The sequence below is a fragment of the Xanthomonas sp. DAR 80977 genome, assembly GCF_041240605.1.
GTDB lineage: Bacteria > Pseudomonadota > Gammaproteobacteria > Xanthomonadales > Xanthomonadaceae > Xanthomonas_A > Xanthomonas_A bundabergensis.
The window spans coordinates 3,198,998-3,219,240 of the sequence record NZ_CP162487.1 but is presented as its reverse complement, the minus strand read 5'-3'; the positions used below and the strand labels follow the sequence as shown (position 1 = coordinate 3,219,240).

Annotated in this window: 16 protein-coding genes and 3 tRNA genes; 8 read left to right on the top strand and 11 right to left on the bottom strand. The window is 70.3% G+C overall.

Features of this window, described 5'->3' with window-relative positions:
• Positions 1–5: 5 nt before the first annotated feature.
• The 5 genes from AB3X10_RS13600 to AB3X10_RS13580 all read right to left on the bottom strand — a co-directional run bounded on the left by AB3X10_RS13600 (position 6) and on the right by AB3X10_RS13580 (position 3,476).
• Complete coding sequence (locus AB3X10_RS13600; protein WP_369975612.1) at positions 6–1,241, bottom strand: hypothetical protein; 1,236 nt, start codon at positions 1,239–1,241, stop codon at positions 6–8.
• Positions 1,242–1,493: 252 nt separating this feature from the next.
• A tRNA-Cys gene (locus tag AB3X10_RS13595) sits at positions 1,494–1,567 on the bottom strand.
• Between the two features lie 80 nt (positions 1,568–1,647).
• Positions 1,648–1,723, bottom strand: a tRNA-Gly gene (locus tag AB3X10_RS13590).
• A gap of 293 nt (positions 1,724–2,016) precedes the next feature.
• A complete protein-coding gene (locus tag AB3X10_RS13585) occupies positions 2,017–3,054 on the bottom strand; it encodes a 4Fe-4S dicluster domain-containing protein (RefSeq protein WP_369975610.1) in 1,038 nt (345 codons plus the stop codon).
• 104 nt (positions 3,055–3,158) lie between these two features.
• Positions 3,159–3,476: a hypothetical protein gene (locus AB3X10_RS13580; protein WP_369975609.1), complete on the bottom strand. Its 318-nt coding sequence runs from the start codon at positions 3,474–3,476 to the stop codon at positions 3,159–3,161.
• Between the two features lie 226 nt (positions 3,477–3,702).
• Between AB3X10_RS13580 and AB3X10_RS13575 the strand changes: the two genes are divergently transcribed.
• From AB3X10_RS13575 to AB3X10_RS13565, 3 genes are all read left to right on the top strand, one after another.
• Positions 3,703–4,137, top strand: a complete 435-nt coding sequence (locus AB3X10_RS13575; protein ID WP_369975607.1) for a group III truncated hemoglobin — start codon at positions 3,703–3,705, stop codon at positions 4,135–4,137.
• A 45-nt stretch (positions 4,138–4,182) separates the two neighbouring features.
• Positions 4,183–5,589, top strand: a complete 1,407-nt coding sequence (gene hemN, locus AB3X10_RS13570) for an oxygen-independent coproporphyrinogen III oxidase (RefSeq protein WP_369975606.1) — start codon at positions 4,183–4,185, stop codon at positions 5,587–5,589.
• Between the two features lie 163 nt (positions 5,590–5,752).
• Positions 5,753–5,839 (top strand) — tRNA-Leu (locus AB3X10_RS13565).
• A 167-nt stretch (positions 5,840–6,006) separates the two neighbouring features.
• Here AB3X10_RS13565 and AB3X10_RS13560 read toward each other — a convergent pair.
• The 4 genes from AB3X10_RS13560 to AB3X10_RS13545 all read right to left on the bottom strand — a co-directional run bounded on the left by AB3X10_RS13560 (position 6,007) and on the right by AB3X10_RS13545 (position 12,949).
• Positions 6,007–8,052, bottom strand: coding sequence for an alpha/beta fold hydrolase (locus AB3X10_RS13560; RefSeq protein WP_369975605.1), 2,046 nt, complete (start codon positions 8,050–8,052; stop codon positions 6,007–6,009).
• A gap of 196 nt (positions 8,053–8,248) precedes the next feature.
• Entirely contained in the window at positions 8,249–10,429 is a 2,181-nt protein-coding gene (locus AB3X10_RS13555) for a TonB-dependent siderophore receptor (protein ID WP_369975603.1), read from the bottom strand.
• 305 nt (positions 10,430–10,734) lie between these two features.
• Entirely contained in the window at positions 10,735–11,712 is a 978-nt protein-coding gene (locus tag AB3X10_RS13550; RefSeq protein ID WP_369975602.1) for a LysR family transcriptional regulator, read from the bottom strand.
• Positions 11,713–11,914: 202 nt separating this feature from the next.
• Entirely contained in the window at positions 11,915–12,949 is a 1,035-nt protein-coding gene (locus AB3X10_RS13545; RefSeq protein WP_369975601.1) for a zinc-dependent alcohol dehydrogenase family protein, read from the bottom strand.
• Between the two features lie 119 nt (positions 12,950–13,068).
• On the opposite strand from AB3X10_RS13545, the gene AB3X10_RS13540 reads away from it, so the two are divergent.
• From AB3X10_RS13540 to AB3X10_RS13530, 3 genes are all read left to right on the top strand, one after another.
• On the top strand, positions 13,069–14,001 hold the full coding sequence (locus tag AB3X10_RS13540) for a LysR family transcriptional regulator (RefSeq protein WP_369975600.1): 933 nt from the start codon (positions 13,069–13,071) through the stop codon (positions 13,999–14,001).
• A gap of 299 nt (positions 14,002–14,300) precedes the next feature.
• Positions 14,301–14,993, top strand: a complete 693-nt coding sequence (locus tag AB3X10_RS13535) for an MtnX-like HAD-IB family phosphatase (RefSeq protein ID WP_369975599.1) — start codon at positions 14,301–14,303, stop codon at positions 14,991–14,993.
• Positions 14,994–15,142: 149 nt separating this feature from the next.
• Entirely contained in the window at positions 15,143–16,498 is a 1,356-nt protein-coding gene (locus AB3X10_RS13530; RefSeq protein ID WP_369981821.1) for an aspartate aminotransferase family protein, read from the top strand.
• Between the two features lie 61 nt (positions 16,499–16,559).
• Here AB3X10_RS13530 and AB3X10_RS13525 read toward each other — a convergent pair whose 3' ends face one another.
• Both AB3X10_RS13525 and AB3X10_RS13520 read right to left on the bottom strand, forming a co-directional pair.
• Entirely contained in the window at positions 16,560–17,795 is a 1,236-nt protein-coding gene (locus AB3X10_RS13525) for a beta-ketoacyl-[acyl-carrier-protein] synthase family protein (RefSeq protein ID WP_369975598.1), read from the bottom strand.
• Positions 17,796–17,801: 6 nt separating this feature from the next.
• Positions 17,802–18,077: an acyl carrier protein gene (locus AB3X10_RS13520; RefSeq protein ID WP_369975597.1), complete on the bottom strand. Its 276-nt coding sequence runs from the start codon at positions 18,075–18,077 to the stop codon at positions 17,802–17,804.
• Between the two features lie 113 nt (positions 18,078–18,190).
• Between AB3X10_RS13520 and AB3X10_RS13515 the strand changes: the two genes are divergently transcribed.
• Entirely contained in the window at positions 18,191–19,261 is a 1,071-nt protein-coding gene (locus AB3X10_RS13515) for a GNAT family N-acetyltransferase (protein WP_369975596.1), read from the top strand.
• Position 19,262: 1 nt separating this feature from the next.
• Positions 19,263–20,144 carry a hypothetical protein gene (locus tag AB3X10_RS13510; RefSeq protein ID WP_369975594.1) on the top strand — a complete coding sequence of 294 codons (882 nt, stop codon included), beginning with the start codon at positions 19,263–19,265 and terminating at the stop codon, positions 20,142–20,144.
• Positions 20,145–20,243: the final 99 nt, after the last annotated feature.

Below are 20,243 nucleotides of genomic sequence, written 5' to 3'. Positions count from 1 at the left end.
CCGCGTCAGGGCGTCGCCGTGACCTCGCGGAAACCCGCCCGTCCGCAGGCCGCATCGTAGGCATAGTCCGCCGCGGCGAGCACGTGGCGGCCGCTGTTGATATGCGCAGGCGGCGTCTTCAGCGGCCCGCGCCATTGCACGCTGTCCGGTGTTGCCGGCGCGTTGCCGCCGACGGTGAATCGGTAACTGAAGACCGGCTGGCCGGCGGGGCCGATGTCGAGCGTCATCGGCGTCTGTGCGGGGACCACCAGCGCGGTGGCCGCCGTGGCGCCGGCGGCGTTGCCGGATGCCGCGGACGCTGACTTCGCCGCGGTACCGAGCTTCTGCTGCAACTTGGCGGGGACCGGCGGCTGCGCGGTCGGGGTCAGCATCATGTAGCCGATGCCGGTATCCGGCAGCAACTTGCCGCACACCTGGTAGTCGCTGCCGCTATCGGGGAAGCGCGCGCATGCGTTCGGCGCCTGCCAGTCGCCGTTGACGGTGGCGCTCGCCGCGGTGCGCTGCAGCGGGATCAGCGCAAAGCCGTTCAGCGCCTGCTCGCTGACGCCAAGGGTGATGCCCGACGCGCTGACGATGTAGCCCGGGCTCATGCTGCCGGCGCGCATCTGCGCGAGGTTGAGGAACGGATTGCGCGCCGCCGGGACACCGCGGTCGTAGCCCACGCCCATCATGCCGAAGCCGGGCGAGATCGTCTGGCAGTTGCGCAGCATCTGCTTGCCGCCGCTGCCCAGGGCGAGGCTGCCGTTGTAGGCCGGACAGTTGTCCGGCACCTGGCCCAGCGCTGCCGCCGAGGTGGTCGCGACGACGTCGCAGGTGCATTGCGCGGCCAGCACTTCGATCGAGTCGATGCGCGCCGCCGCACTCTTGCCGTCGGCGGAGACGCCGAGTCGCATCGGCACCTGCACGTACTTGCCGGGGTGGTACTTGCTGTCGCTGGAATAGAAGATGTAGCCGGGCGTGGTCGAGGCGTCCCAGGCCTGCTGGATCGCCGCGCTGAGCGGCACCACCACGCCGGTGGAGCCGGTATCCACTTCCAGCACCTGGCCGGCGGCGGCAGCGGCATTCGCCGAGGTCGCGGCGGTGCCGACCTGCACCCGCACCTGGTAGGCGTACTTCGGCATGTTGCCGGACACCAGCGGCAAGTTCAGCGTCTGCGTCTGCAGCCGGCAGGATTGCGCCTGCGCGGCGCTGGTTGCGGCCAGGCACAGCAGCGCGCCGCTCCAGCGTGTCCATCGATTCATGGCGATGCCTCGGTGTGGATGTCGTTGCGATGCTAGAACCGGCGACGGCGCAGATGGCGCCGATGGGTTGCCGCACGCGCGCCATCGCGCACTTGTCTACGTCGGCGGGCGAGTCGCTGTGGTGGAGATTCCAGTCCCGCCGGCGCCACAACGCTGCCGATCCGGCGCGGCCGCGGCGAGCGGGGCGGCACGCCGCCGCCCATACGCAAACGCCCGGCAGATGGTGGATCTGCCGGGCGTCGGAATCGCAGATGGAGGCCTGGGTCGGAATTGAACCGGCGTACGCGGATTTGCAGTCCGCTGCATAACCACTCTGCCACCAGGCCGGTGGACTGAATTCTAGCCGAAACCGTGGGAAACGGTGTCCGACAAAACAAAGCCCCGCTGACGGGGCTCTGTCTGAATCTGGAGCGGGAAACGAGACTCGAACTCGCGACCTCAACCTTGGCAAGGTTGCGCTCTACCAACTGAGCTATTCCCGCTTGGGAGCCAGCCATTCTACAGGCCTCTCACGGCTTGCGCCAGCCTCCCGGCAAAAAAATCCTGCGGTGCCGGTCGCGGACGCAAAACGCACGGCAATGGGCATGCGCATGGCATCGGCAGCGGCGGCTTTCTGCGCCCATTCGCAGAGCGTCGTCACCAGGATCCTTTGCTTTGCCGCACACGCATGCCGACGGGAACAGTGAAGCCCCTCTCCCATCGGGAGAGGGGTTGGGGTGAGGGTACGGTACGCAGTGAGCGCCCTCGCCGGTGTCGCGCCAGCGGTCCGCGCCGCTCAGCCGGCGGCGAGCAGCGCCGCCAGCAGCGCCGCCAGCAGCAGGACGGCGCCGGCCAGCAACCGCGGCCGCAGCCGGCGCCGCGGCTGGCGCTCGATCGCGTTGGCGCCGGCCCAGCGCAGCAGGCCGTGGGCGAAGCCGTGGCGATCCATGCTGCGGTCGCAGGCGTCCACGCAGGCGCCGCAGGCGGTGCAGGCATCGTGCGCGCCGTTGCGCAGGTCGATGCGCGCCGGGCAGGCGTCGACGCAGGCGCCGCAGTCCACGCAGTCGCCGAGTTGCTGGTCGGTGAACTTGGGCAGGGTGCCGGCGTAGGCGGCCAGTGCGTCGCCACGCTGGCCGCCCTGGCCGGCGCGGCGGGCGATGCTGGCGCGCAACGCGTAGTCGCGGGCGGTGCCGGCGTCGAGCAGGCGGCGCCCGCGCTGGGCCACGCTGCCCTGGCCGCAGGCGCGCGTGCCGCGCGGCTCGCCGCGCATCGCGTCGTAGCCGATCAGCGGCGTGTCGCGGTCGCACAGCAGCGGCTGCAGCCGCGCATAGGGGCACAGGTAGCGGCACACCTGGCTGCGCAGGAAAGCGGCGTTGCCCCAGGTGGCCAGGGCGTAGAACAGCACCCAGAAGGTTTCCCAGCCGCTCCAGGCGAACGGCCGCAGCCGCGTCACCAGGTCGGCGATCGGCGCGAAGTAGCCGACGAAGCTGATCCCGGTCCACAGCGCCAGCGCCGCCCAGACCACGTGGCGCGCGGCCGCCGGCCAGGCCGCGAAGCGGCGTTCCAGCCAGGCGAAGGCATGGCTCCACACCGTCTGCGGGCAGGCGAAGCCGCACCACACGCGTCCGGCCAGCGTGGTCGTCACCGCCAAGGCGGCGGCCGCGGCCAGCAGCGCCAGCAGCAGCCAGCCGGCGTCGTGCGGCCACAGGGTGCAGCCGAACAGGTCCAGGCGCCGCGCGGGCAGGTCGGCGAGCACCGCCTGGCGGCCATCCCAGCGCAGCCACGGCAGCAGGTAGAACGCGGCGAACAGCAACCACAGGACGCCGCGGCGCACGCGTGCGTAGCGACTGTGCGGCGGCGCCGCCGGGGCGGAGCGGGCGGGGTCCGCGCCCGGCGCGATCGTGCGCGAGGCAATGGCGCGGGGCAGGGGCGTTCGCGTCACGGCAAGGGCTCGTCGTCGGCGCCGTCGTCGGCGCGCGCCGGCGGCCGCAGCAGGAAGCCGGTCAGCACGCTGGAGCTCAGCGTCGCCAGCCAGAACATGAAGAAGCCCAGCGTGTAGCCGAGTTCGCGGCTCAGCTGGCGGCCGGGGAAGCTGATGTCGCGCAGCGCCAGCGGATCGACCACGGCGAAGAACAGCACGCTCATCGCGCCGGCGACCAGGAAGCTGGGCCACAGGATCACGCCCAGCCGCTGCACCAGCGGCGGCGCCGCGGCGGGATCGAGCGGATCGAGCAGGGGATCGTCGCTGGGCGTCATGACGGGCGGGCTCCATCGCTGAGGAATGAGGTGCGGCATGCGCCGGGTGGTGGCGCGCGGACTGGCGGCGCCTGCATGCAGCCGCGCCGCCGCTCCCCCGTCGGCGTCGGCGCAGGCGCATGCCGCCCGGGCAGACTAGGCAGCGCGACGCGTGGCGACATTGATCCTGATCAAGGCCGCGCCCGGGCGGGTGCGGATACTGGCGCCATCGAGCAGGAGCACCGCCATGCATGACGACATCGCCGCCTTGCCGTTGCCCGGGCCGGAGCTGTGCAGCGAAGACGAAGTGACCGCGCTGGTGGCCGCGTTCTACCGCCGCGTGCGCGCCGACGCCGACCTGGCCGCGGTGTTCGCCGCGCACATCGAGGACTGGGACGGGCACCTGCTGCAGCTGAGCGACTTCTGGTCGGCGATGCTGCGCGGCACGCGGCGCTTCCGCGGCGCGCCGATGCCCAAGCACATGGCCATGCGCGAGCTCAGCGACGTGCTGTTCCAGCGCTGGCTGGGGCTGTTCCGCGCCACCACCGCCGAACTGGACAATGCGCCGATGCGGCTGCTGGCCGACGACATCGCCGCGCGCATCGCCGACACCTTCTGGCGCCGCCACCAGATGAGCTGGCGGCCGTTCGAGCCGGCGCTGCCGCTGTCGCACGCCGATTGATCCAGGTCAAGGCGGCCCGCCGCCGTGCCGCGCATGCTGGCCGCCATGGACATCCTGACCGCTCCCGATCCCGCCGCCGCCTGGACCTTCGACGCCGAACTGCTGCGCCGCTACGACCGTCCCGGCCCGCGCTACACCTCGTATCCGACCGCGCCGCATTTCCAGGCCGGGTTCGGCCCGGCGCAGCTGTTCGCGGCGGTGCAGGCCGGCGATCCGACGCGGCCGCTGTCGCTGTACGTGCACGTGCCGTTCTGCCGCAATCCGTGTTTCTACTGCGGCTGCAACCGGGTCATCACCCGCGACGTCGGCAAGGGCCGCGCCTACGTGCAGCGCGTGTTGCGCGAGGCGGCGATGATGGCCGCCTGCTTCGAGGCCGAGCGCGAGGTGGTGCAGCTGCACCTGGGCGGCGGCACGCCGAATTTCCTGGCGCCGGAACTGCTCGGCGAGCTGCTGCAGGGCCTGCGCGGGCTGTTCCGCTTCAGCGAGGCGCCGGACCGCGACATCTCCATCGAGCTGGATCCGCGCACGGTGACGCCGCAGGACATCGCCGCGCTGGCCGCGCTGGGCTTCAACCGCGCCAGCCTGGGCATCCAGGATTTCGACCCGCTGGTGCAGCAGGCGATCAATCGCCGCCAGGGCGTGGCCGAGACGCTGGACATCCTGCGCGCCTGCCGCGTGCACGGCATGCGTTCGGTCAACGTGGACCTGATCTACGGCCTGCCGCGGCAGACCCTGGCCGGCTTCGAGCGCACCCTGCACACGGTGATCGCGGCGCGCCCGGACCGCCTGGCGGTGTACGGCTATGCGCACATGCCGCACCTGTTCAAGGCGCAGCGGCGCATCGCCGATGCGGACCTGCCCGACGCCGAGCAGAAGCTCGCGTTGCTCGGCCTGGCGGTGCGCACGCTGTCGGCCGCCGGCTACCAGTACATCGGCATGGACCATTTCGCGCTGCCGCACGAAGACCTGGCGCGCGCGCAGCGCCAGGGCGGGCTGCACCGCAACTTCATGGGCTACACCACGCATGCCGACACCGACCTGCTCGGCCTGGGCGTCAGCGCGATCAGCCGCATCGGCGCCAGCTACAGCCAGAACCAGCGCGAGCTGCCGGCCTGGGAAGCGGCGGTGGACGCCGGCGACAGCCCGGTGCTGCGCGGCCTGCAGCTCAGCGCCGACGATGCGCTGCGCGCGGAGCTGATCCAGCAGCTGATGTGCCAGGGCCGCGCCGACGTCGCCGCGCTGGCGCAGCGCCACGGCATCGACTTCGCCAGCTATTTCCACGACGAGCTGCAGGCGCTGGCGCCGCTGTGCGCCGACGGCCTGGCCGACTACCGCGACGGCACGATCCAGGCCACCGCGCGCGGGCGCCCGCTGCTGCGCCTGATCGCGATGTGCTTCGACCGCTACCTGCGCCAGCCGGCGCAGCCCGCACGCTACTCGCGGGCGATCTGAGCGCCGCCCGCGGACAGGTTCACCGCTTGCCGAATGGCATCCCCGGTTCCGTCGTGGCGGAGGCGCCGGGGCTCTTTCGGCCGATGCGGGCCGTATCGCAAAGCCGCGCCGCCTGCGCCGCGGTTCACAAGCGCCATGCAATCAGGCACGCTAGCGGCACCAGGCCCGGATGGCGAAACTGGTAGACGCATCGGACTTAAAATCCGCCGGGGGCGACCCCATGCCGGTTCGATTCCGGCTCCGGGCACCATGGCGTCGTTGACGCTGGGAATGGGGAATTGGAGAGTCGGGAATGGGGAAGGGCGGGTCGGCTTCCGGCGCATTTCCCTGGCTGCATGCTTGCCACGCCGAGGCTGTGGCGCGTGCGCCGACGCGGCGCAGCGTCGCTGGCTGCGCCGATCTGCACGAAGCAAAACCTCATTGTTCCGGCGCCGTCGCGGCATCGCCGGCGCCGTCGCGCGCGGCACCGGCGGCAAGTTGCGTGTCCAGCCAGCGCGCCACCTGTTGCAACAGGTCGCGTTGCAGGTCGCGTTCTTCCGGCCAGTGCGTGCTGCGCGGGTAGGTCACCATCCGCACCGGCGTGCCGTTGCTGCGCAGCGCCTGGTACAGCATCTGCCCCTGCGCCAGCGGCACGCGCTGGTCCTGTTCGCCGTGCAGGATCAGCACCGGCATGCGCACGCGCTCGGCATAGCGCAGCGGCGAGCGCTCGTCCAGCACGCTGCGCGCGGACAGCGCGTCGCGGCCGAAATAGCCGGGCAGGAAATCGTGCACGTCGGTGGTCAGCGCCATGCTGTACAGGTCGGTGACGCCGGCGCCGACGATGGCGGTGCGGAAGCGCCGCTGCGGGTCGTGGCTCGCCGCCCACGCCGCCAGGTAGCCGCCGTAGCTCCAGCCGCCGATGGCCACGCGCGCCGGGTCGGCGATGCGCTGGGCCACGATCGCGTCCAGGCCGTCGAGCACGTCCTGGTAGTCGCCGCCGCCCCAGTCGTTGTTGGCGGCCTCGGTGAAGGCCGCGCCCTGGCCTTCGGAGCCGCGCGGATTCGGCAGCAGCACGGCGTAGCCGCGCGAGGCCAGCAGCTGCGCCCAGTCGTGCCAGGAGCCGAGCCAGCCGGACCACCAGGCCCAGGCCGGCCCGCCGTGGATCTGCAGCAGCGTCGGCAGCGGCGTGCCCGGTTTCCAGCCCGGCGGCAGCACCAGCACGCCGTCGATGCGGCGGCCGTCGCGCGAGCTGCGCCAGCTCAGTTCGCGCAGCGTGCCCAGCGCCCACTGCCGCACCTGCGGATTGCTGTCGGTCAGGGCGCGGCTGCGGCCATCGCGCAGCAGCCAGATCTCGGCCGGTGCGCTCGGCGTTTCGCCGAGGAAGGCCACGCGGCCGTCGCCGGCGAGGGTGAACGCGGCCCATGCCGCATGCACGCCGGCCAGCGTGCGCGCCTTGCCGCTGCCGGCGTCGACCTGCAGGAATTCGGCGCGCAGCCCGCGCTGGCCTTCGACCACGATGCGCGCGTCGTCGCGCCACTCCGCGTGCCACAGCGTGCCGGCCCAGTCCGGCGCCAGGCGCACCTGGCGATCGTCGGCCAGGCGGTGCGCGAGCAGGGTCGAGGTCATCTTGCCCTGGCCCAGCGCCGCGTACAGCAGCTGGCTGCCGTCGGGCGACCAGCGCGGCGGCTGCGCGCCGACCGAGCCGGCGACCACGCGCAGCAGGCGGCCGTCGTCGGCGGCGACCAGCACCAGCCGCGAGCGGTTCCAGTAGCCGTTGAGGCCTGGCGCGTCGGCCACGCGCAGTGCCAGCCGGGTGCCGTCCGGCGACCAGGCCAGCTGCGAGACCTGCAGGCCGGGCGCGGTCAGCGCGCGCGGCGCGCCGTCGGGCAGGTCGCGGACCCAGACCCGGTCGAAGGCGAGGTCGTGGTCCACCTGTTGCGCATCGTCCTTGCGCTGCAGGCGCGCCTTGCGCTCGGCGGACGGCGGATCGGTGGCGATCCAGGCCAGGCGCCTGCCGTCCGGCGACCAGGCGAAGGCGCTGACCGGACCGGCGGCCGCGGTCAGCTGTTGCGGCGCGCCGCCAGCGCGGGCGATGCGCCAGACCTGCATGCTCGGCGCGTCGGCGTCTGCGTCTGCGTCTGCGTCTGCGTTGGGGTTGGCGTTGGCATGCGCCGCCGCTTCGCCGGGAGCGCAGGCGGGGCGCGGGTCCCGGGTCTTGCCGCGATCGGACAGGAAGCCGATCCAGGCGCCGTCGGGCGACCAGCGCGGAGACGTTTCGCCGGCCGCGGAGCTTCCCGCATCGGTCAAGGCATGCGCCGATGCGGCGCCGGCGGCGGTGTCCACCAGCCACAGCCGCGACAGCGGCGGCTTGCCGTGGTCGCGCGGCGTCTTCAGCACGTAGGCGACCTGGCGGCCATCGGCGGCGATCTGCGGATCGTCCAGGTGGCGCAGGTCGACGATGTCGTCGGCGCTGATCGGACGCAAGGCCGCTGCCGGAACGGCAGCGCTGCATGCCGACAGCAGCAGGACGGCGCACAACCGCCATGGCAGCGACGATGGCGGCAACGATCGGGTCATCACAGGCTGTCTCTCTTGGAAGGCGCCGCCGTAGCATGCACGGCGGCAGGTGCGGGGCCGGCGTCGGTCCCGCGGGGATGGCAAGCCAGGCGCGGGGGCCGGCTCAAAAGTCGATCTTGACATTGGCCGCGTAGGTGCGCGGCGCGCCGATCGCGAACTCGTAGTAGCCGCCCTGCCAGTAGGCGCGGTCGAACAGGTTCTGCACCTCGGCGCGGAAGGTGACAGGGCGCCCGCCGATCCGGGTCTGGTAGCCGGCACCGGCGTTGACCACCGCATAGCCCTTCGCGTACACGGTGGTCTGCTGCGCGGTGTTGTTGTAGATCGCGGTGCGTCCGAACCACTTCAGGTCCGAATGCAGCGCCAGGCCGTCGATGCCGGGCACCTGGTAGTCGGCGTCCAGCGTCGCGGTCAGCCTGGCGGTGCCTTCCAGTTGCTTGTCCACCAGCCAGGCGGTGCTGGTCTGCTGGTAGTAGGCGTCGAGCAGCAGCAGCGATGCGCCGAGCCCCAGCCGCTCGCTCGCCTGCACGCGGCCTTCCAGCTCCAGGCCGTCGTAGCGCAGGTTGCCGTTTTGCACGTAGACGTTGTCGGCATTGGCGTATTCGGCGCCGCGGTCGATCCGGAACAGCGCCGCCGCGGCCTGCCAGCGCGGCTTCTCGATCTTGTAGCCGAGTTCGTACTGGGTGCTCTGCAGCGGATCCAGCTGCGCGCCGGCATTGGCGAAGGTGTTGCCGACGCTGCCGCCTTGTTCCAGCGACTTCACGTAGCTGGCATACAGCGTGGAATCGGCGCCGGGCTTGAACAGCAGCGCCACGGTCGGCGTCCACACCGGCTTCTTGTAGATGCTGGTGACCACGCCGGTGCCCCAGGCGTGGCTGGTCTGGGTGTAGTCGGTGAAGCGCGCGCCGAGCAGCAGCGACCAGTGCGGCGAGAAGGTCAGGGTATCGCTGGCGAAGCCGGCCAGTTGCTTGACGTCCGAGTAGCGGAACAGCGCCAGGTTGTCGGAGGTGGGATTCCATGGGAAGCGCACCGGCACCGACAGGTAGCCCGAGCCGATCACGTCCCAGGAACTCAGGTTGCCGTTGCCCAGGCTCTCCTGCATTTCCTGCCAGGCCGCGCCGACCACCACGCGGTGGCCGATCGCGCCGGTGGCGAAGCCGCCTTCGAGCAGCGCCTGCGCGTACTTGAAGGTCCACAGGTCCAGGCCGTTGAACACCCAGTCGTCGTAGTAGCCGTCGGCGCCGTCCAGCTCGAAGTATTCCTGGCGCAGCCGGTAGTCGTTCTTCAGGTAGCCCAGCGACAGCGACGCCTTCCAGTCCTGGGAAATCTCCCAGGCCAGGCCGGTGGAGAGCATCGTGAACTTGTCGTGGTTGAGCGTGGCCGGCGAGGAGTAGTTGGTGTTGCCGCTGATGCCGTCGGGCAGGTACTTGAGCGGGTAGCTCCAGGGATAGAAGTAGGGCGTGGGCGCGTCGATCTGGCGGTCCTGGTACAGCAGGTCGGCGGTCCAGGTCACCGCCGGGGTGAGCTTGCCGACCAGCGACAGCGCGAACGCATTGCGGTCGATGTGGCCGCCGGAATAGAAGTCGCCGGCTTCGTGCACGGCATTCATGCGGTAGCCGAAATCCTTGTCCTGGCCGAGCCAGCCGCCCAGGTCCACATGCTCGCTGACGATGCTGTCGGAGCGGTAGCCGACGTCGACGCTGGCGATGCGCTCGCCATCGGCGGGGGGCTTCTTGGTGATGTAGTTGACGATGCCGCCGGGCTGGCCGAAGCCGTACATGAAGCCGCTGGCGCCCTTGAGCAACTGCACCTGTTCCATCGCCTCCAGCGGCAGGTTGACGCCGAACAGCGCGGTCGGCTGGCCGTTGACCTTCATGCTGTCCTCGAAACTCAGCGGCAGGCCGCGCACGATCAGCCGCGAGGCCCAGCCGTTGTAGTCGCTGCCGGCGCTGCGGCTGACGCTGGCGTCGCGCGAGAACACGTCCATCAGCGATTTGGCCTGGCGCGCTTCCAGTTGCTCCGCGTCCACCGTGCTGACCGAGAACGGCGTGTCCAGGTCGGAGGCGTCGCCCAGCGCGCCGTTCTGCACCCGTTCCTTCTGTTTCTTGGCGGTGACCTCGACGCTGTTGAGATCGGTCACCTGGGTGCCGTCGCTGTCCGCGGCGAGCGCATGCGGCGCCAGCAAGGCCAGCGCCAGGGCGATGGAGAGGCGGCTGGACACCGCGACGCCGCGATGCGCGCGGCGCGGCAGGGAATGGGAAACGGCGCGGACGGGTGTGGCGGTCATGGCGGTGGAGCCTCGCGAAAGTGGCTGGGCAAACGCCTCCACGCCGAGTCCGACGATCGCCGGCACACCGATGCGCGCGCTGCGATGGCGCGGTGACGGGCGATGACGGCGATCCGGCGAGCGGAGGCAAAGGCGGCGGCCGGGCAGGAGGGTTCCTGCGCCAGCGTCGCAAGGCGGGCCTGTCCCCGGCCGGAAAGCGCATCCCCACTTTCTCTGCCCTGCTGTCCTCCTATGTAGCGCGGCGCCGCGCCTGCGGCAATGCAGCATTTCTAGCGAATCCAATAGCTGGGCTGATAGGACGGCGTTCAGCGCTGGGGCAGGGCCTCCAGCACGCGCTGCTGGGTGCGGCGCATGGTGGCGAGCAGCCACGCGCTGAAGCGCGCGGCCGAGCTGCCTTCCCTGGCCGGCAGCAACGACATCAGCCGATAGTGCGCGCTGGGCACCGGCGGCCGATCCAGCGCCGGCACCAGCAGGCCGGAACCGAGCAACCGCTGGATGCCGATCGAGCGCGCCATCGCCAGGCCATCGCCGTAGATCGCCGCCTGGTAGGCCAGGTAGGCCAGGTTGAAATGGCGTTCGGCGGTGACCCGCCAACGCGGTTGCTCCGCCACGTGGTCCAGCCACTCGCGCCATTCGGCGCCGGCCAGTTCGCCTTCCAGCCAGACCGCGTCGTCGTGCATCAGCAGCACGTCGCACGGGTCCGCAGGCCGCGCGTCCAGCCGCTGGCGCGTCGCCGGCGAGCACACCGGGAAGATCGTCTCGGCGAATTCGGCCAGCTGGCACAGGCCGGGGATCGGCGCATGCGAATAGCCAATCACCACGTCCACGCGCTGTTCTTCCATCCAGTACGCATGCGGCGCCACCATCTCCGCGCGCACATGCAGCTCGATGCCCTGGCATTCGCGGTAGAAGTCCGGCAGGTGCGGCATCAGCCATTCGATCGCCAGCGACGGCGGGCACACCACGACCAGGGCGCCGCCCTGCGAACGGGCGATGCGCGAAAGGGCGTCGTTGAGGCCGGCCGAGGCGCCGTTGACCGCGCCGAGCAGGGTCATGCCGGACGGGGTCAGCGCGATCCTGCGCTGGCTGCGCCGGAACAGTTCGGTGCCCAGCCGCGCTTCCAGCCGCAGCACGCGCTGGCTGACCGCGCCCTGGGTGACGTTCAGCGCCGCCGCCGCGCCGGTGATGCTGCCATGCCGGGCCGCGGCCCGGAACACCCACAGGTCCGACAGCAACTGCGCGTCCAGGCGGAACGCGTCCTGCTCGGCGCAGGACGACAGCATGGCGTCTTTCATTGATAGGCCCCCGGTACCGCCGATGAGCCCCCCCTTGATGCGAATCTAGCCTTGCCCCTGGCCGGATGTGTGTCAAGGCTGCAATGCGGCCACTGCCGCCGGGGTGGATGATGCGCAATCGATTCGCTGTCGCTGACCGGATAGCCCTCGTGGCAGTGCGCGGCGGCCGCCCCGATTCGCGACTCGGACGCTACGCGTTGACCTTGATGACCAGCTTTCCGAATGGCCCGTGTTTGAGGTGCTTGAACGCTGCCTGCGCTTCGGCGAACGAAAACACCTGGTCGATCACCGGCTTGATGCGGTGCCGGTCGATGGCCTGATTCATTTCCTCGAATGCGCGCCGGTGTCCAACAGAAACACCTCGCAAGGTGGCGCGCCGGAGCATCAGCGGAATGGCCGGCATGCGCAGCTCGGTGTCGTCCAGGAAGCCCATCTGCAGGATATGCCCGGACCCGGCCAGGGCTTCGACGGACTGGCGCAGATTGTCCCCGCCCATCAGTTCCAGCACCTGATCAACGCCATGGCCATCCGTCAGTTCGAGCGCTGCTTGCGCCCAGGCCGGAATGCGGCTGGTGTTGATGCCGGCCCAAGCGCCAAGCGTTTTTGCACGGGCCAGCTTGTCGTCGCTGCGTGAGGTCACGATCACGCGCGCTCGCAGTGCATGGGCGAACTGCAGGCCGAACAACGACACGCCGCCGGTGCCCTGAACCAGCACCGTCTGTCCCTTGCGCAGGCGTCCTGCTTCCACCAGCGCGAACCATGCGGTGAGGGCTGCGACGGGCAGGGTGGAGGCCTCTTCATTCGACAAGGACAACGGCGCCGCTACCGCCGCCTCCTCGGGAAGCACGACATATTCTGCAAGCATGCCCGGCAGCGGGCCGCCCAGGGACAAGCCGTGCTCGAGCATCGCCCGCGGCGGCTTGCCATCGAGCCACTGCGTCCAGAAATTCCCCATGACCCGGTCGCCGATCCTGAAACGGCTTGTCTTCGAACCCAGCTCGACCACTTCCCCGGCCATGTCGGAAACCGGGACGAATGGCATTCGCGGCCGCTCCGGCAACAGTCCGCCGTTGACCACCAGCGTGTCCCGGTAGTTCAGCGAGACCGCCGCGACCTTGACCAGAAGTTCATCGGGGCCAGGGCGCGGTAACGGCCGCTGCGCCAGTTCCAGGTTTTCCATCCCAAAGGTCGGCAATTGCCAGGCCTTCATGAATTCGGCCGCCATCTTCATTCTCCTGTGCACGTCGTCCAATCGCGACGGCCCAGCTTATCGGCGAGGAAAACGTGCTGGTTGCGAATAATTTCGCGTAGATTGGCCACTTAAATTCTTCAATTGGCGCCAGCATGACGAGTTACAGCGCATCCCGCCTGCAAGGCATCACCGTCTTTGTCCAGGCAGTGGAGGCCGGCAGTTTCACCGCGGCCGCGAAGAGAATCGGTCTTTCCAAATCGGCAGTGGGCAAGGGCGTGGCGACACTGGAGGAGCGATTGGGCGTGCGCCTGCTCGACCGAACCACACGTCGGCTTGCGCTGACTGCGGCGGGTGCCGACTTCCATCAAAGCTGCCTGCGCGTGCTCGCCGAACTGGACGAGGCCGAGTCGCGGGCCGCCTCGCGCCGCAGAGAGGTGTCGGGAACCCTGCGCATCAGCCTGCCGGTGACGTTCGGGAGACGCTGGGTCATGCCCGTGCTGCGCGACCTCGTTCGGCAGCACCCGAAGCTCGCGCTGGACGTTGCGTTTTCGGACCGCGCAGTCGATCTGCTGGAAGAGAACGTCGATCTGGTGGTGCGCTTGGGAGAGCCAGGCAACAGCGGCTCTCTTTCGGCGCGCTACCTTGGGCTTCAAAGAACAGTCACCTGCGGCTCGCCTGCCTACTTCGCAGAAAACGGACATCCGACATCCGTCGGCGATCTTGCACGTCACGACTGCATCACTTTCGGACGAGGTGGCGACATGGTGCCGTGGCAACTGCTGGATGGCGAGGGACGTGCGGTGAACGTCAAGATCAAGGGGCGTCACACCATTAGCGATGGAGACGCGTTGCGCGCGGCTGTGCTCGATGGCATGGGCATCGGTCAGCTTCCTACCTGGCTGGTGGCCGATGAACTGAGGAGCGGCGCCCTCCAGACGGTTTTCGCTTCGCGAGGGGTCGAAGGTTCTCCGATCCACGCGCTGTGGCCGGCAACGCGGAACTTGGCGCCCAAGATCAGGGCGGTCGTCGATGAACTCGTGCGGGCGTTCATGCCCGTCCCGCCCTGGGACAAGAATTTGGCCTGAATCGGGCGCAAAGAGTCCGATCTGCAGAGCGCCATTCGGCATTGCAGGGCGGCAGCGACAGCAGCCGACCGGGGCTCCCGCCACCGGCGGATGTGTGCCGAGGCCGCAATGCGGCGTCTTCTGCCGCATCGGTCAGGCGCAGGCCCGGTGTCCGCCGGGATCGCAGGGTGGTTCGCCGCCGCCGCATGCCGGAGGGCCCGCCGTCCGGCTGCGCGCTGCCGATCGGCGCTGTCGGCATACGGAAAGGAGCACGAAAGACAGCCCGCCTAGGCTCTGCCCGAATTAGCCGGAGAGCCGCCTTGCGCGCCCAGTGGAAGATTCTTTGCGATTTCGACGGTACCGTGTCGCTGCAGGACGTGACCGATACCTTGCTCGAGCGTCTCGGCCGCCCCGGCTGGCGCGCGTTGGAAGACGATTGGGTGGCCGGGCGGATCGGTGCGCGCGAGTGCATGAGCGGCCAGGTGGCGCTGCTCGACGGCGATGTGGACGCGCTGCACCGGGTGCTCGACGAGGTCCGCATCGATCCGGCGTTCGTGCGTTTCGTCGATCTGGCGCGCGATCTGGGCATGCCGCTGAGCATCGTCAGCGACGGCCTGGACTACCCGATCGCGCGGATCCTGGCGCGGCACGGCCTGCACCAGCTGCCGATCGTCGCCAACCGCCTGCTGCGCACCGACGCCGGGCAATGGCGCATGGCCTCGCCGCACGCGCAGCCGGACTGCGCCAGCGGCACCTGCAAGTGCGCGGTCATGGCGCAGCAGGAACCGGCGCGCTCCACCTTGCTGATCGGCGACGGCCGCTCCGACTTCTGCGTGGCCGGCAAGGCGGATCTGGTCTTCGCCAAGGACGGCCTGTTGCGCCATTGCCGCGCCAGCGGCATCACCCACCGCGCGATCGGCGGGTTCGACGACGCCATCGCCCTGCTGCACGAACTCGCCGCGCCGGCGCCGGCCGTCGCGCGCCTCCCACTTCCCGTTCCCCAACGAGCCTGATCCCCATGAATCGGAATGTTCCGCTCCCCACCGCGCTTGCGCCGCTGCACGGCGATCTCGACCTCGGCATGCCCGACGCCGCCGCGCCCGACCCGGACGCGCTGCTGCGCACCGGCCCGGCCTACCACGCCGCGCTCGGCGACGCGCAGATGCTGGCCGACGAGGCCGAGTACTGCTCGTTCGGCGACACCGTGCACTACAGCGAGCCGCCGCGGATCTTCGCGCACTGCGACGGCAGCTACCTGTACGACACCGAGGACGTGCCGTACCTGGACCTGCAGATGTGGTACTCGGCGGTCAACTTCGGCTACGCCAATCCGCGCCTGAACGGCGCGCTGAAGCGGCAGATCGACACGCTGCCGCAGGTGGCCAGCCAGTACCTGCACCCGACCAAGATCGAACTGGCCAAGACCATCGCGGTGGATGCCGAACGCAAGTGGGGCCGCAAGGGCCGGGTGCACTTCAACGTCGGCGGCGCGCAGTCGGTGGAGGATTCGCTGAAGCTGGTGCGCAACGCCAGCGGCGGCAAGAGCCTGATGTTTGCCTTCGAAGGCGGCTACCACGGCCGCACCCTGGGCGCCTCGGCGATCACCTCCTCGTATCGCTACCGGCGCCGCTTCGGCCATTTCGACCGTGCCCAGTTCATCGAATTCCCGTACCACTTCCGCGGCCCCAAGGGCATTTCCAAGGAAGAGTACGGCGAGCAGTGCGTGGCCAAGTTCGAGCGCCTGTTCGAGACCGAATACAACGGCGTGTGGGATCCCAAGGCCGGGCAGTGCGAGTACGCCGCGTTCTACGTCGAGCCGATCCAGGGCACCGGCGGCTACGTGATCCCGCCGCCGAACTTCTTCACCGGCCTGAAGAAGGTGCTCGACAAGTACGGCATCCTGCTGGTGGTGGACGAGATCCAGATGGGCTTCTTCCGCACCGGCAAGCTGTGGGCGATCGAGCATTTCGGGGTGACCCCGGACGTGCTGGTGTTCGGCAAGGCGCTGACCAACGGGCTCAACCCGCTGGCCGGGATCTGGGCGCGCGAGGAGCTGATCAACCCGACCGTGTTCCCGCCGGGTTCGACCCATTCCACCTTCGCCTCCAATCCGCTCGGCACCGCGGTGGGCCTGGAGACGATGCGCATGCTGGCCGAGACCGACTACGAGAGCATGGTCATGGCCAAGGGCGCGCACTTCCTCGACGGCCTGCGCGACCTGCAGACGCGCCATCCGGAAATCGGCGACGTCGACGGCCTGGGCCTGGCGCTGCGCGCGGAGATCTGCCAGGCGGACGGCTTCACTCCGAACCGCAAGCTGCTCGACACGATGGTGGACATGGGCCTGGAGGGCGAGCTGCGCCACAACGGCAAGCGCATCGGCCTGGTGCTGGACGTGGGCGGCTACTACAAGAACGTGATCACGCTGGCGCCGTCGCTGCACATCAGCCACGAGGAGATCGATCTGGGCCTGTCGCTGCTGGACCAGTTGCTGACCCGCGCCAAGCGGGTGGCATGAGATGGCGGGAGACAGCGCGTCGGCGCCGCGTTGCCTCCCGTTCTTCGTCGCGACGGGCGCTTCAGCCCGCCGCGCGCAACGCCAGCACCGCGTTGAGGCCGCCGAAGGCGAAGGAATTGCTCAGCACCGCGCGCACTTGCCGCGCGCGGGCCTGGTTGGGCACGTAGTCCAGGTCGCAGTCCGGATCCGGATCCAGGAAGTTCGCGGTCGGCGGCACCGTCTGTTCGCGCAGCGCGCCGATCGCCGCGACCAGTTCCAGCGCGCCGGCGGCGCCGAGCGCATGGCCGTGCACCGCCTTGGTCGAGCTCACCGCCAGCGCATCGGCGTGGTCGCCGAACACCTGGCGGATCGCCTGCGTCTCGCCGCGGTCGTTGGCGAGGGTGCCGGTGCCGTGGGCGTTGATGTAGTCGATCTGCCGGGGCTCCAGGCCGGCGTCGTGCAGCGCCAGGCGCATCGCTGCGGCGGCGCCGTCGACGCTGGGCGCGACGATGTCGTGCGCATCGGCGCCCAGGCCGAAACCGGCCAGTTCGGCCAGCGGCCGCGCGCCGCGCGCGGCGGCGTGCGCGGCGCTTTCCAGCACGAACACGCCGGCGCCTTCGCCCAGCACCAGGCCGCTGCGTTGCGCGCAGAACGGCCGGCAGGTGTCGTCGCTGACCACCCGCATCGCTTCCCAGGCGCGGATCAGCGGCAGGCTCAGGCAGGCCTCGCTGCCGCCGCTGATGGCGACGTCGGCCAGGCCGTGGCGGATCAGCAGCGCCGCCTGCGCCAGCGCGTGGTTGGCCGAGGCGCAGGCGCTGGACACGGCGAAGGCCGGGCCGCGCAGGCCGAAGGCGATGCTGATCTGGCTGACCGGGGCGTTGTTCATGCTGCGCACGATGGTCAGCGGGTGCAGGCGCTCGGCCTGCTCGCGGTACAGCCGCCGCGACTGTTCGTCGCGGCTGAGTTCGGCGCCGACGCCGGTGCCGAGCACCACCGCGCCGCGAGCGCCGCCTGCGCCGTGCAGGTCCAGTCCGGATTGGGCCACCGCCTCGTAGGCCGCGACCAGCGCCATCTGGGTCATGCGGTCGAGCTGGCCGGGCGCGATGCCGCCCAGCTGTGCCGCCTGCGGCGCGAAGCCGGGCAGCGCGGCGGCCAGGCGCATCTTCAGCGTGGCCTGCGGATCGGGCGAGGCCAGCGCGGCGATGCCGCTACGCCCCTCGCGCATGCCGCGCCACAGGGCATCGGCACCCAGGCCGAGCGCGCTGACCGCGCCCATCCCGGTGACGACGACGCGATGTCCCTGCGCCGAGCGGTCCATGGCCGCTCAGTGCGCCGCGGCCAGCGTCGCGGCGGCGGCCTTGGCGGCCAGTGCCTGGTGCACCGCGTCGGCCAGCTTGCCCAGCGAGCCGTCGTCCAGGTTCGGATCGCGCTGCGGGAAGGTGATGTCGAAGTGCTCCTCGATGTCGAACAGGATTTCGATCGCCTCGAGCGAATCCACGCCCAGGTCCTGCAGTTTGGTATCCGCGGTCAGGCCGGCGGGATCGATCTCGCCGTGCTTGGCGACGATGCTGTGGATCTGTGTCTCGATAGACGGGGTCATGGCAGTCCTCCGCGAAATGAATGGCCACCGTGCGGCGCATGCCGCCGGTGGAAGGCACGCCGCGGCCCACGGCTGCGGCGTCCATCCTCCACGCTAGCCGGTCAATCTTGCAGATGCCTTTCGTAAGCCAACTCGAACCGCAGGCGTTGCAGCAGCAGTTCCTCGCGCACCCGCCGCAGGCCTTCCAGGCGCGTGCCCTGGAGCACGGCGTGCCGGCCTTCGAGGCCGAGTTCGACCTGCTGACCACCGCCGACCCGGCGCTGCGCGCGCGCGTCGCCCGCTGGCCGCTGCAGCGGCTGTGGCGGCGCCTGCTGCGCCCGCGCACCAGCTTCGTCGGCAGCACCGTCAGCGAATACGCCTGGCTGCCGCGCGCGGCCGACCCGGCGCAGTTGCCCGCGCAGTGGCGGGCGCAGCTGGGGCGCAAGCGCGCGCTGCTGATCGTCAAGGACATCCCGCAGCGCTCGCCGCTGCTCGATGCCACCGACAACGCCTGGGCGCATGTGTTCCTCGAAGCCTGCGAACGCAGCGGCTACGTGCTGCTGCGCGGGCAGGCGCTGGCCTGGGTGCCGATCGATTTCGCCTCCACCGACGACTACCTGGCGCGGCTGTCGCGCGGCCGCCGCCGCAACATCCGCCGCAAGCTGCGCTCGCGCGCCGACCTGGAGATCCAGGCGCTGCCGACCGGCGCCGCCTTCGCCGACCCGGCCTTGCGCGCGCACTGCTATGCGCTGTACCTGCAGGTCTATGCGCAGAGCGAGGTGCATTTCGACCTGCTGACCGAAGCGTTCTTCGACGCGCTGCTGACCGATGCCGATGCCGGCGGCCTGGTGTTCACCTATCGCCACCAGGGCCGGCTGATCGGCTGGAACCTGTGCTACGTGCACGACGGGCGGCTGCTGGACAAGTACATCGGCCTGCACTATCCGGATGCGCGCGAGCACAACCTGTACGCGCTGAGCTGGATGCACAACCTGGACTACGCCTGCCGGCATGGCCTGCGCGCCTACGTCGCCGGCTGGACCGACCCGGAAGTGAAGGCGCAGCTCGGCGCCAGCTTCACCTACACCTGGCATGCGGTGTACCCGCGCAATCCGCTGCTGCGCATCGCGCTGCGGCGGCTGCGGCCGCTGTTCGAAGCCGACGACGTCGGCACTGCCGACCCCGATGCCGACCTGGCGGAATGAGATGAGCGCACCGGTACTGCTGGATCTGGATGGCTCGCTCGGCACCGTGCCGGGCGCGCTGCACCTGCCGCTGCAGGCGTGGTGCGACGGGCTGCGCTTCGCCTGTTCGCTGCGCCGGCTGCGGCGCTTCGGCGCCGCGCTCGACGGCGTGCTGCCGGCGCGGCATGGCACCGTGCTGCTGGGCAGCGGCGATTTCCACCACCTGAGCCTGCCGCTGATCGTGCGACAGGCGCAGCGCGCGCCCGCGCCGCTGCGGGTGGTGGTGTTCGACAACCACCCGGACAACATGCGCTTCCCGTTCGCCGTGCATTGCGGCTCGTGGGTGTGGCGGGTGGCGGCGCTGCCGCAGGTGGCGCGGGTGGAGGTGGTCGGCATCACCTCGGGCGACGTCGGTGCCGCGCATGCCTGGGAAAACCATCTGCGGCCGCTGTACCGCGGCAAGCTGCGCTACTGGTGCAGCGGCGTGGACGTCGGCTGGGCGCGGCGCCTGGGGCTGGGCCGGGCGGTACGCGGCTTCGGCTCGAGCATGGAGATGATCGACGCCTTCCTGCAGCACCTGCGCAGCACGCCGATGCCGACCTACCTGTCGCTGGACAAGGACGTGCTGGATCCGGACGAGGTGCGCACCAACTGGGACCAGGGCGAACTGCGCGTGCCGCACCTGCTCACCGCCATCGCCTACCTGCACGGGCAACTGCTCGGCAGCGACATCACCGGCGAGGTGTCGGTGGCGCAGTATCCGCAGTGGTGGAAGCGGCGCCTGGCGGCACTGGATGCGCAGCCGGCGCCGTCGCCGCAATCGCTGTCGGACTGGCAGGCGCGGCAGCACCAGGTGAACCTGCGGTTGCTGCAGGCGCTGGCCGAGGCCGGGCTGCGGCGCTAGCGCATGCCCGTGCAGGAGCGGCTTCAGCCGCGACAGGATCTATCGGTAAAGCCGGTCGCGGCTGGAGCCGCTCCTACAGGGGTGTGCAAGGTGCGTCAT

Bases quoted from the DNA above. Each gene is read 5' to 3' on its own strand.
- AB3X10_RS13510 (WP_369975594.1), top strand. From the start codon at position 19,263: ATGAGCGCACCGGTACTGCTGGATCTGGATGGCTCGCTCGGCACCGTG.
- AB3X10_RS13600 (WP_369975612.1), bottom strand. From the start codon at position 1,241: ATGAATCGATGGACACGCTGGAGCGGCGCGCTGCTGTGCCTGGCCGCA.
- AB3X10_RS13555 (WP_369975603.1), bottom strand. From the start codon at position 10,429: ATGACCGCCACACCCGTCCGCGCCGTTTCCCATTCCCTGCCGCGCCGC.
- AB3X10_RS13515 (WP_369975596.1), top strand. From the start codon at position 18,191: ATGCCTTTCGTAAGCCAACTCGAACCGCAGGCGTTGCAGCAGCAGTTC.
- AB3X10_RS13525 (WP_369975598.1), bottom strand. From the start codon at position 17,795: ATGGACCGCTCGGCGCAGGGACATCGCGTCGTCGTCACCGGGATGGGC.
- AB3X10_RS13520 (WP_369975597.1), bottom strand. From the start codon at position 18,077: ATGACCCCGTCTATCGAGACACAGATCCACAGCATCGTCGCCAAGCAC.
- AB3X10_RS13540 (WP_369975600.1), top strand. From the start codon at position 13,069: ATGACGAGTTACAGCGCATCCCGCCTGCAAGGCATCACCGTCTTTGTC.
- AB3X10_RS13545 (WP_369975601.1), bottom strand. From the start codon at position 12,949: ATGGCGGCCGAATTCATGAAGGCCTGGCAATTGCCGACCTTTGGGATG.
- AB3X10_RS13580 (WP_369975609.1), bottom strand. From the start codon at position 3,476: ATGACGCCCAGCGACGATCCCCTGCTCGATCCGCTCGATCCCGCCGCG.
- AB3X10_RS13550 (WP_369975602.1), bottom strand. From the start codon at position 11,712: ATGCTGTCGTCCTGCGCCGAGCAGGACGCGTTCCGCCTGGACGCGCAG.
- AB3X10_RS13530 (WP_369981821.1), top strand. From the start codon at position 15,143: ATGCTGGCCGACGAGGCCGAGTACTGCTCGTTCGGCGACACCGTGCAC.
- hemN (WP_369975606.1), top strand. From the start codon at position 4,183: ATGGACATCCTGACCGCTCCCGATCCCGCCGCCGCCTGGACCTTCGAC.
- AB3X10_RS13575 (WP_369975607.1), top strand. From the start codon at position 3,703: ATGCATGACGACATCGCCGCCTTGCCGTTGCCCGGGCCGGAGCTGTGC.